Here is an 11888-nt window from a genome sequence, read left to right on the forward strand (position 1 = left end):
CGTCATCGGCGCCCCTCCTTCCGGATCCGGCGGACGTTGAAATACATCACCGGGAGTACCAGCAGCAGCAGGAGCACGGCGATGGCGCTGCCGATCCCGAGGTCCGCGTCCGTGCCGAACGAGGAGCGGTAGAGCTGGAGCGCCAGCACATTCGCATCGTCCTGCGAGGAGCCCGGCGCGATGATGAAGACCAGGTCGAAGATCTTCAGAACGTTGATCATCAACGTGACCAGCACCACCGCGAGAACGGGTGCGAGCATCGGCACCGTGATCCGGCGGAACACCTGCCACTCGTTCGCGCCGTCCACCCGGGCCGCTTCCAGGAGTTCACGCGGCAGGCCCGCCAGCCCCGCAGCGATCAGCACCATCGCGAACCCGGCCCACATCCACACGTAGGAGCCGATGATCCCCGGTGTGACCAGGGTCGGGCCGAGCCACTCGACCCCGTTGTACGGCTCCTTGAAGTTGGCGGCGGGGAGTCGGAGTTCGGCGCCGTCCGCCGAAGCTGGCAGGGTGAACGTACCGTCCGCGGCCGCCGTCGCCGAGGCGACCACCTTGCCGTCCTTGACCGCCTCCACCTCGATGCCCTTGAGCCCCAGCTCCTTGGCGTCGATGACATTGGGTCTGCCGCCGCCGCCCCTGGTGAAGTCCAGCCACGCGGTACCGGTGATCTTCCCGGCCCCCGCCGCCGCGGCCCTCGCGGGCTTCGCATCCGTCGGCATCTTCGCCGGCGCCACACCGACCAGCGGCAGCTGCACCGGCTGCCCGGCCCGTACCGGCGCCTTGGTGACGAACGAACCGCCCGCGCCCGCCTTGAGCGGGTGGACGGGCAGCGGATGCGCCTTCGGATAGCCCGCCGACTCGGCGAATGTGTCGTGCACACCCACCCATACGGCGTTGGCGACCCCGCGCTCCGGGGCCGCGTCGTACACCAGCCGGAAGATGATGCCCGCCGCGAGCATGGAGATCGCCATCGGCATGAAGACGATCAGCTTGAACGCCGTACCCCAGCGGATCCGCTCCGTCAGTACCGCGAAGATCAACCCGAGGACGGTGGACACCGTCGGCGCGAACACGACCCAGATCGCATTGTTCTTGACCGCTGTACGGATGGTGTCGTCCGTGAACAGCGCCTTGTAGTTGTCGAGTCCGGCGAAGCCCGTACCCGCCTGGTCGAAGAACGACCGGTAGACGGAGTACACGATCGGATAGACCACGAGCGCGCCCAGCAGCACCAGCGCGGGCGCCAGGAACAGCGCCGCGATGACCCGGCGGGTGCCGGTCACACTTCTGCGGCTGCGTCCCGGGCCGCCGGCCGAGGCATCGGACGGCTTCCTGGGCGCGGGTACCGACGACTGTCCGGACGGATGCTTGTCGGCGGGGGGCACCGCGTCGGCGCCCCCCGCTGCGGCTGTCGTCATCTCGTCAGCTCTTGTACGCCTTGGCCGCGTCGGACTCCAGCTCGGCTTGAGTCCCCGCGATGTCCTTCGGGTTCTTCAGGAAGTCCTGGAGGGTCTTCCACTCGCCCTTCCCGGGCGTCCCGCCGAACGACTGCGGGGCCTGGTCGGACATGTCGAACCGGACGGCGTCACCAGCCGCGACCAGCGCCTTCGCCATCGTGCGCTGCACCTCGTTCGGGTACGCGGCGGCGTCCAGGGCCTTGTTCGGCGAGATGAACCCGCCCTGCTCGGCCATGATCTTCGCCGCGTCGGTCGAGGCCAGCCAGGTCAGCAGGGCCTGGGCGCCCTTGCCGTCCTTCAGCGCCACCGCCGCGTCGCCACCCGTCACGACGGGGGACTCGGCGCCGACCGCCGGGAACGGGAACACCTTGGCGTCGGTCCCGATCTTCGCTTTCGTCTGCGCGATGTTGACGCCCACGAAGTCGCCCTCGAAGACCATCGCGGCCTTGGGCTGGTCGCCGCCGGTGAAGGTCTGGGTGACCGAGGCCGGGAACTCCGTCTGCAGCGCACCGTCGGCGCCGCCCGCGATCAGCGACGGCTTGCCGAAGAGCTGCGCGAGCGTGGTCAGCGCGTCCTTGACGGACGGGTCCGTCCACTTGATCTTGTGCTGGGCCAGTTGGTCGTACTTCTCCGGGCCCGCCTGGGAGAGATAGATGTTCTCGAACCAGTCGGTGAGGGTCCAGCCGTCCGCGCCACCGACCGAGACCGGGGTGACACCCGAGGCGGAGACCGTCTCGGCCGTCGTCAGGAAGTCCTTCCAGGTCTTCGGTTCGCTCGCGCCCGCGTTCTCGAAGGCCTTGGCGTTGTACCAGATCAGGGACTTGTTGGCGGCCTTGAAGTAGACGCCGTACTGGGTGCCGTCCACCGCACCGAGGTCCTGCCAGACCTTCGAGTAGTTCTTGGCCAGCTGGGCCTTGGCCTCGGCGCCGACCGGCTTGGCCCACTTCTTCTGGGCGGCCTGCTGGATCGCGCCGACCTGCGGGATCATTGCGACGTCCGGCGGTTGACCTCCCGCGATCTTCGTACCGAGGAAGTTGACGATCGGGTCCTGCGCCGGGACGAAGGTGACCGTCGCCCCCGTGCGGTTCTCGAACTCCTTGAGGACCTTGACGAAGTTGGCCTGCTCGACACCGGTCCAGACCGCCGCGACCGAGAGCTTCTCGCCGTCCAGCTTCGGCAGTACGACGCTCGGCGAGTTCCCCTTGCCGCCCTCGGAACTCTTGTCCGACTTGTCTTTTCCGCCGCCGTCGTCACTGCAACCGGTGAGGGCCAGTGCGCCGATGGCGGTGAACACCGCGGCGGCCCTGCTGATCCGAAGGGTTGTGCGCATTGCTTCCCCGTCTCTCACATCGTTGTGTGCGCACAGTCCTACGCCCGGTGTACGGGTGCCGCAATACCGCTTCTCGTGTCAACTCCTTGATCGTGATGGGCTCGTGACGCGATGTCAGTGGATGTCCGGACCCGGTGCCCCTCAGGAATGAACGGGCCCGAACGGGGCTATCGGCTCGGCGTTCACCGACCTGGCCGCCCGCTCCAGCGCACTGGCCAGCAGGGCCAGGTCCGTCGGACCGTTGCCCAGCTCGCGGACCGGGCGCCGGGCCGGCGGATCGCCCATCCGCTCCCACTCCAGCGGGACGACGGTGGGGCGCAGGGTCGCCGTACGCGGAATGCGTCCCGTCACCCTGCCGCCCTGGAACGGTGTCACCCGCCCGTCCGGATGCCCCAGCCGGCCACGTCCGGGCGCCGGATCCTCCGGCGACTGCGGGACGACCGGCGCGTCGAGCACGATGCGCAGCCGGGCCCCATGGGCCAGGTCCGTGTCCTCCGTACGGTCCGGGCGGGCGGACGTCGCGACCAGGTGGACGCCGAGCCGGCCGCCGTCCCTGGCCACGGCCTCCAGAGCCCTTACGACCGACCCCGCGGCGGGGCGGCCGGGGCTGCCGAGCGCCGGGGCGACCAGCGCGTCGAAGTCGTCGACCAGGACGACGAGCCGGGGCAGCGGGGAGGGACCGGGGTCCGTGGACCGTGCCGCGGCGGGCCGCAGCCGGAGCGTCCCGCTCATCGGGGAGTCCAGGTCTCTGCGCTGCTCCGCGGCGCTCGGCGGGCGCTGGCCGACCATCCGCTGCGCCACCTCGTGCCGGTGGTGCCACTCGGTGAAGTCGTACTGGCCGAGCAGTTCGGCGCGCCGCTTCAGCTCGCCGCCCAGCGCCTGCGCGAACTCGCGCATCCGTACCGGATCCGAGGCCACCAGGTGCGTGAACGCGTGCGGGAGTTCGGTACAGGGGCGCAGGCTCTCGCCGCGCTCGCCACCGGCGCCGTCGACCAGGAGTATGCCCAGCCGGTCGGGCCGGGCTGCCGCGGCCAGCGAGGCGGCGACGGCCCGCAGCAGCTCCGTACGTCCACTGCCGGCCCCTCGATGAGAAGGTGGGGGCCCTCCTCCGCCAGATCCACACTGACCGCACCCCGGGGCCCCGCCCCGAGCACCACGACGGGCCGCCCGGCGGCCACGGCAGCGGTGCCTTCGGCCCGGTCGGCTGCGGGCATGCCGGTGCCCGTGTTCGCTTCCACGGCGGTACGTGCGGCTGCCGCTCCGCTCCCGGCGCCTCGCGCCGCGACCGGGGGTGTGTCGCCGCGCGGTCCGCTGACCCGGTTCGAGGTCCGCCCGGATCCGGCAGAACGGAGACTGTCGGCCCCCTGGACGTCACCTCCGCTCCAGGTACCGGACCCGGGAACGGTGCGGGAGCTCGGGTTGTCCCCGGGCGAACTGCCGTAGCGCCCGCCGCCGGCACGGGAGGTGCCGGGGTACGGGGTGCGTCCGGAGCCACCGGTGTCGTGGGAGCCGTCGCGCACGAGACCGTGGCCCGCCGTGCCGATGTGGGTGGTGGTCTCGCTGCCGGGGTACGGGGTGCGCCCCGAGCCGGGGGCGTACCCGCCCGCGCGGTCCGGCCCCGGTGCGCCGCCTGTGCGCTGGGCGCCCACACGGGGGCCCGCACTGCGCGGGTACTCCGTGCGTCCCGAACCGCGGGCATCCGCGTCGGCCGCATCCGTACCGCCACCGGCGCCCGCCGGCCCGCCCGTCCAGCGGCCCGAACCCCGGACCGTGGCGCCGGGCTGGTCGTCCGCAGTGGAGGCCCAGCGGGCCATCAGGGATGCCGGGGTGGCACGCGCCAGGCCCAGTTCGTCCAGCAGCCGGGCGGTCGGCGGGAGCGCGGCCGACGCGGGCCGGCCGTGGGCCGACGCCGAACCCTCCGTCCGCAGCGGGGCCAGCGCCCGGCCGAACCGCTCGGCCCAGTGCGCCGACACCGCGTCCACCGCGGCGACCGTGCCGCGGCCCGCGGCCCGGCCGTCCGCCGTGCGCAGCAGCCGCAGTGCCGTGGCCACATCGCCGCTCAGCATCGCCACCGCCCCGCACTCACGGAACGCGATCGAGGCGTGGCAGGCGGCCTCGTACGTCGCCGCGACCGGTGAGGTGGGCGTGGCGGCCGGGGTCTCGGCCAGACAGATCAGATGGATTCCGGCAGCGGCACCCGCGGCGGCCAGCCGGGCGGTGTTCTCGCGCAGCACCGCCGAGCCGGGGTCGCCGTCGACGATCACCACGGTGTACGGGCCCGCGTACTGCCCGGCGGCCTCCGCGACCGTGCTCCGGTCCAGGCTGGCCCAGCCGGGCCCCAGCGGCCCGTCGTCCAGCCGGCGCACCAGCTCCGTCGTACGGGCGACAGCCTGCTCCCGGTCGTACGCGAGGAGCAGCCGGCAGTCCTGGCCGTGCATGGGGCGAAGATGGGGCAGCCAGCCGAGCCAGGCCCACTCGCGCCTGCGCTCGTCCGCGCTGCGGGCGCGGTCCGTGCTGATCAGCACGATCTCCAGATCGGCGGGGGAGTGCAGCGCGGCGAGCTGCGCCACCACTGACCGGGCGAGTCCGGCCAGCCGGGTCCGCGGCCCGGCGAGCCCGAGGGAACCGGCCTCCCGCAGCCCCACGGTCACCGGCACGGCGGGCAGCTCGGCCCGGTCCGTCGTCCCCAGGCGCACCACGAGCGACTCCGGGTGCGCGGTGCCGCGCTCCCACAGCCGGGGGCCGGGTCCGAGCGCGGTCAGCAGCACGGCCGCGGGGTCGGGCCAGACGCTCATCGCGGCGGATCCCCATGGTGTCGCCGGGGAGGCGGCCGGGAACGGCAGCTCGGCCGCGCCCGTCTCGTCGGGCGTCGCCTCGTCCACCGGCTCGCCCTTGTTGCCCGCGAGCCTGCGCGCCCAGGCGCCTATCCCGCCCCGCCGGGGTGTCCCGTCGTCCGGGAAGCGGGGGGAACGCTCGGAGGGGGACTGGCGGCGGGTGCCGGCCCACCCGCCTTCGCCGCTCTCGTACGTGTGACGGTCGCCGGGCCCTTCGTGCGGGGCGGGCCCGGGGCCGGCGGCGGCCGGGGCGTACCCGTGGCCGGAGCCGTACTCCTCGGCGAAGCCGCCATCGGCGGCGGCCGCGCCTGCCGTACCGGACACCCGCAGATGCCCCTCGCCGTCCGGGGCCGTCGCCAGCGTCGGCGTACGCGCGCCCGAGGTCAGCCGGAGCGTCGATTCGCCGAGCCGCAGCAGCGCGCCGGGCTTCAGACGGACCGGGCGGTCGCGGACCTCCGTGCCGTCGAGCAGGGTGCCGTTGGTGGAGCCCAGGTCGGCCACCGAGACCAGGCCGTCCGCGGAGACCGTCACCGTGCAGTGCAGCCGGGACACATCGGGGTCGTCGAGCGGCACGTCCGCGTCGGTTGAGCGGCCGATCCGGATCCGGCCGCCGTGCAGCAGATGGACCCCGCCCGCGTCGGGCCCCGCGACCACGTGCAGCTGCGCCGGAACGGCGTCGTCCGCCGCCTCGTCCTCGCCCGGGACCTGGAGCGAGAGCACCGCTCCGTCGACCAGCGGGGGCTCACCCAGTGCGCACCGCTGCGCGTCGAGGCGCTCACGCCCGGCGAACAGCACCACCGCACCGCTGCCGAGCGAGCCGTCGGGCCCGGAGACGGCCGCGGCCAGATTGGACGCCACCGTGGCGAGTGCCGTCCCCGGTGGGGCGGTGACCAGCACGTCGCAGGCGCGCGCCGGGGTCTGGCCGCTGCGCGGCGCGAGGACGGTCAGCCGGATCTGCATCGCCGTCAGCGGTCCCTTCTGCGCGGGGCGCCGGGCAGGGGAAACGCCCTGTGATTCCCCCCACCCGACCCGGACGCGTCGTCCGGTACAGGTTCGTCACGTGCCACAGGGCTCCCTACCCCACAGTGCGTGCTGAAGGCATCCTCGCACCTGCCACTGACAACACGCCCGGGGGCCACCGCTAAGTGATCTTGAAAGGTCGGCTGTGCGCCCATAAGTGCCTGCTTGGAATGTTCTCCGCGACAGCGCAACCGATCCGGGAGGGCGCCCGGAACCGGTTCATCGCACGTGTGTACGGCAACCATCCGCCCGGTGTGAGCGTCTTGTTCCGCAACCGGCCGGTACCTCCTTCAGGAGGCAATCGGTCCCGGCGGACAAGGACGGCGACGGCAACCGGGCGGACCCGCCCGACCTCGCCGGTCACCCCACTAGAGTGGGCCGGAACTCCCGGGGGATCCGGGAGCACCGCAAGCACCACGATCAGCAGGGAGCGCATGACGTGCGGCCGGTAGGCAGCAAGTACCTGCTCGAGGAGCCGCTGGGACGCGGCGCCACGGGCACCGTCTGGCGTGCCCGCCAGCGGGAGACCGCAGGCGCCGAGGCCGCCGTCGCCGGCCAGCCCGGCGAGACCGTGGCGATCAAGGTCCTGAAGGAGGAGCTCGCCAACGACGCGGACGTCGTGATGCGGTTCCTGCGCGAGCGCTCCGTGCTGCTGCGGCTCACCCACGAGAACATCGTGCGCACCCGCGACCTGGTCGTCGAGGGAGACCTTCTCGCCCTCGTCATGGACCTGGTCGACGGCCCCGACCTGCACCGCTACCTCCGCGAGAACGGCCCGCTCACCCCGGTCGCCGCCGCGCTCCTCACCGCGCAGATCGCGGACGCGCTCGCCGCCAGCCACGCCGACGGCGTCGTCCACCGCGACCTGAAGCCCGCCAACGTCCTGCTCGACGAGCGCGACGGCCAGATGCACCCGATGCTCACCGACTTCGGCATCGCGCGCCTGGCCGACTCCCCGGGGCTGACCCGGACCCATGAGTTCGTCGGCACGCCCGCCTATGTGGCGCCGGAGTCCGCCGAGGGCCGGCCGCAGACGTCCGCGGTCGACATCTACGGCGCAGGCATCCTGCTGTACGAGCTGGTCACCGGGCGCCCGCCGTTCTCCGGAGGCACCGCCCTCGAAGTCCTGCACCGGCACCTCAGTGAGGAGCCCCGCCGCCCCACCACCGTCCCGGCACCGCTGTGGACGGTCATAGAGCGCTGCCTGAGCAAGGACCCCGACCAGCGGCCCAGCGCCGAGAACCTGGCCCGTGGACTGCGTACCGTCGCGGCCGGCATCGGCGTGCACGCCAGCTCGGCCCAGATCGCGGCGGCCGACGGCGTGGGCGCCCTGCTCGCACCCGACCCGGCGCCCGCGGCCGTTCCCCAGACCCCCGGTGCGGCCGACCCGACGCAGGTGCTGCCCAGCAACGCGGGCTCGTACGATCCGAACGCCGCGACCAGCGTCATGCAGCACGCCCCCGGCCCGGGCGGGCACGCCGACCCGACCTCGGTCATGCCGCCCGTACCGCCGCACCCGGACGGCCCTCCGCAGCCCGACGGGCCGCATCCCTGGCAGTCCCAGCTCCAGGCGGCCCGCGATCGCAACGAGCAGACGCAGGTCCAGTACCTCGACCCGAGTCAGGACCCGCTGCGCCGCCGCCCCCAGCGGTCCCAGCCCCAGCAGCAGCCTCAGCGACGGCAGCAGCCGCCGCAGCATCAGCAGTACCAGCAGCAGTCGCAGCAGTACCCCCAGCCCCGGCAGCAGCAGTACCAGCCGCAACCCCAGCACCAGCCCCAACAGCAGTACCAGCGGCAGCAGTACGCGCCCCCGCAGCAGCCGCCGCCCCAGCAGCCGGCCCCGCGACAGCCCCGCGAGCCGAGGCAGCGCAGCGCCAACCCGATGAGGATTCCCGGCCTCGGCTGCCTCAAGGGCTGTCTGTTCACCCTGGTGCTGCTGTTTGTCGCGAGCTGGCTGATCTGGGAACTGACCCCGCTGCAGGACTGGATCGGCCAGGGCAAGAGCTACTGGCAGGCGATCAGTGACACCGTCTCCAGCGTGACCGACTGGGTCTCGAAACTGGGTGGCGGTGGCAGCGGCGGCAGCGGCTCCTGAGCCGCCGGTACACCATCAACTCTGTAGCTATATCGACTTCTGCGGGCCAGTTTCCACCGCATTTCGCCCGCAGAAGTGAGGGTTGGCGCCGTCCCGGGCACTCAACACCCTGATCGACGCGTAACTTTGTCGACCGGGGGTCATGAGCGACGGTCCATCGCCAGCCGCTGAGGGAGCAGTTTTGGCACGGAATATCGGCAGCCGGTACACCGCCCACCAGATCCTGGGGCGCGGCAGCGCCGGCACGGTGTGGCTCGGCGACGGGCCCGAGGGCCCGGTGGCCATCAAGCTGCTCCGCGAGGACCTCGCGTCCGACCAGGAGCTCGTGGGCCGCTTCGTCCAGGAGCGCACCGCCCTGCTCGGCCTGGACCATCCGCATGTCGTCGCCGTCCGCGACCTCGTGGTGGACGGCAACGACCTGGCGCTGGTCATGAACCTGGTGCGCGGCACGGACCTGCGTACCCGCCTCGACCGCGAACGCCGTCTCGCGCCCGAGGCCGCCGTCGCGATCATCGCGGATGTCGCCGACGGCCTGGCCGCCGCGCACGCCGCCGGGGTGGTCCACCGTGACGTCAAGCCGGAGAACATCCTGCTCGACATGGAGGGCCCGCTCGGTCCCGGCGGCTCGCACCCGGCGCTGCTCACCGACTTCGGTGTGGCCAAGCTGATCGACACCCCTCGCCGCACCAAGGCCAGCAAGATCATCGGTACGCCGGACTATCTGGCCCCCGAGATAGTCGAAGGCCTCCCGCCCCGCGCCGCCGTCGACATCTACGCCCTCGCCACGGTCCTGTACGAACTCCTCGCCGGCTTCACACCTTTTGGCGGCGGACACCCCGGCGCGGTCCTGCGCCGCCACGTCACGGAGACGGTCGTCCCGCTCCCGGGCATCCCCGACGAGCTCTGGCAGCTCCTGGTCCAGTGTCTGGCCAAGGCCCCGGCCTCCCGGCTGCGTGCCTCCGAGCTCGCGGCCCGGCTGCGCGAGCAGCTCCCGCAGCTGGCCGGCATCCCGCCGCTGGAAGTGGACGAGCCGGACGTCGAACCGGAACCCCAGACGTACGACGAGCAGCAGTACACCCCCGCACCCGAGAAACCCCGCCGCCGCGGCGCGGTCCCCCTGGTCCCCGGCTCGTCCGCCGACTCCAATCGGGACACCCACACGAGCATGCGAGTCCCGGCCCCCGACGAACTCTCCGGCGGCCCCAGGGGCACGGCCAGGGCCCCGCGCTCCCCTGGCCGGCCCCGCCCGGGCTCGGCCCGCAACAAGTCCGCGGCCGTCCGCAAGCGCCGCCTGACGCTGGGCGCCGCGGCGCTGGTGCTGGTGGTGGCGCTGGGCGTGGGCGGCTGGCTGGCGCTGGGCGACGACGCCGCGGACGCGCCTGCGCAGGACACGAAGAACTCGGCGCCGGGAACACCCTGACCCCGCGGGGCCCCGCGAGGCGGTTCCTGATGGCTCCGGGGCCGCAGAGCCCCGTGGGCGCCCCTTCGCCGTACGGCCCGGGGACGCGGCGCCCGCACGGCCGCGGAGTCGTGATCATGCGGCCCGAGGAATGCCCGCGCCGACAGCCGTTACGCTGGACCCGTGGCAGTCGTCGATATTTCCGAAGAGCTGAAGTCCCTCTCCTCGACCATGGGGTCGATCGAGGCCGTCCTGGACCTGGATGCGCTGAGGGCGGACATCGCCGCGCTCGAGGAGCAGGCGGCCGCGCCATCCCTCTGGGACGACCCGGAGGCGGCGCAGAAGATCACCAGTAAGCTTTCGCACCTCCAGGCCGAGGTCCGCAAGACCGAGGCCCTTCGCGGCCGGATCGATGATCTCGAGGTCCTCTTCGAGCTCGCCCAGGACGAGGGCGACGCCGACGCCCTGGCCGAGGCCGAGTCCGAGCTGGAGTCCGTCAAGAAGGCGCTGGACGAGATGGAGGTCCGTACGCTCCTCTCCGGCGAGTACGACTCCCGCGAGGCCCTGGTCAACATCCGGGCCGAGGCCGGTGGCGTGGACGCCGCCGACTTCGCCGAGAAGCTCCAGCGCATGTACATCCGCTGGGCCGAGCGGCACGGCTACAAGACCGAGGTCTACGAGACGTCGTACGCGGAAGAGGCCGGCATCAAGTCGACCACCTTCGCCGTCCAGATCCCGTACGCCTACGGCACCCTCTCCGTCGAGCAGGGCACCCACCGGCTCGTCCGGATCTCGCCCTTCGACAACCAGGGCCGCCGCCAGACGTCCTTCGCGGGTGTCGAGGTGCTGCCCGTGGTCGAGCAGACCGACCACATCGAGATCGACGAGTCGGAGCTGCGCGTCGACGTGTACCGCTCGTCTGGCCCCGGCGGCCAGGGCGTCAACACCACGGACTCCGCGGTGCGCCTGACCCACCTCTCGACCGGCATCGTCGTCTCCTGTCAGAACGAGCGCTCGCAGATCCAGAACAAGGCGTCCGCGATGAACGTCCTCCAGGCCAAGCTCCTTGAGCGCCGCCGCCAGGAGGAGCAGGCCAAGATGGACGCCCTCAAGGGCGACGGCGGCAACTCCTGGGGCAACCAGATGCGGTCGTACGTCCTGCACCCGTACCAGATGGTCAAGGACCTGCGTACGGAGTTCGAGATGGGCAACCCGGAAGCGGTCTTCAACGGCGAGATCGACGGCTTCCTGGAGGCGGGCATCCGCTGGCGCAAGCAGCGGGAGAAGTAGGCGGGCCCCAGCCGCCTGTTGCTGCTTCCTGTTCTTACGGCGGTGCCGGAATTCCCACGGGTTTCCGGCACCGCCGTTTTCGTCGGGAAGGGGTGCGGGGCGGCACCCGAAAGGGAGTTGGGGTTCACAACTGCTGGTCCAGTACCTTGTTTTGGCGAACTCGGGCACGATTGAGTGAACGGTGTTCCGGTCTGTGGGTGTGCCTGACTGGGTGTGCGTAACGTGTGCAACGCGCTCTGGGACGCCGGGTGTGGTGTCAGCAGTCGGGGCCCCCGTATCACCGGAGTGATGGTTCGGGGCCTCCCCGTCGCCTCTGGCCACCCCCACATGGCCAGGTCGTAGGGATTCCGCCCACCTGGGACGGACCGCATACGGGATATGCGTCGCCGCCCAGGACGTGAAAGCGGAGGACCAGTGCGCCCAACACCGTTCGGGGCGTGCCGGTGAGAGCAGGACTCAC

The 11888-nt window shown here is 72.2% G+C and carries 5 protein-coding genes and 1 pseudogene; 3 read left to right on the forward strand and 3 right to left on the reverse strand.

Annotated elements, in window-relative coordinates; translation table 11 throughout:
• Window positions 1–2: 2 nt before the first annotated feature.
• The 3 genes and pseudogenes from NRF20_RS28060 to NRF20_RS28070 all read right to left on the reverse strand — a co-directional run bounded on the left by NRF20_RS28060 (window position 3) and on the right by NRF20_RS28070 (window position 6584).
• A complete protein-coding gene (locus NRF20_RS28060; protein WP_413753492.1) occupies window positions 3–1421 on the reverse strand; it encodes a carbohydrate ABC transporter permease in 1419 nt (472 codons plus the stop codon).
• A 4-nt stretch (window positions 1422–1425) separates the two neighbouring features.
• Window positions 1426–2790, reverse strand: a complete 1365-nt coding sequence (locus tag NRF20_RS28065; RefSeq protein WP_398631906.1) for an ABC transporter substrate-binding protein — start codon at window positions 2788–2790, stop codon at window positions 1426–1428.
• Between the two features lie 141 nt (window positions 2791–2931).
• A pseudogene (locus NRF20_RS28070) lies at window positions 2932–6584 on the reverse strand (FHA domain-containing protein).
• A gap of 499 nt (window positions 6585–7083) precedes the next feature.
• Between NRF20_RS28070 and NRF20_RS28075 the strand changes: the two are divergent.
• The 3 genes from NRF20_RS28075 (at window position 7084) to prfB (ending at window position 11428) form a co-directional block, all read left to right on the forward strand.
• Window positions 7084–8739 carry a serine/threonine-protein kinase gene (locus NRF20_RS28075; protein WP_398631904.1) on the forward strand — a complete coding sequence of 552 codons (1656 nt, stop codon included), beginning with the start codon at window positions 7084–7086 and terminating at the stop codon, window positions 8737–8739.
• A 181-nt stretch (window positions 8740–8920) separates the two neighbouring features.
• Window positions 8921–10159, forward strand: a complete 1239-nt coding sequence (locus NRF20_RS28080; protein ID WP_398631903.1) for a serine/threonine-protein kinase — start codon at window positions 8921–8923, stop codon at window positions 10157–10159.
• A gap of 162 nt (window positions 10160–10321) precedes the next feature.
• Window positions 10322–11428 carry a peptide chain release factor 2 gene (prfB, locus tag NRF20_RS28085; protein ID WP_398631902.1) on the forward strand — a complete coding sequence of 369 codons (1107 nt, stop codon included), beginning with the start codon at window positions 10322–10324 and terminating at the stop codon, window positions 11426–11428.
• Window positions 11429–11888: the final 460 nt, after the last annotated feature.

The organism is Streptomyces sp. R-74717 (assembly GCF_047305335.1).
GTDB lineage: Bacteria > Actinomycetota > Actinomycetes > Streptomycetales > Streptomycetaceae > Streptomyces > Streptomyces atratus.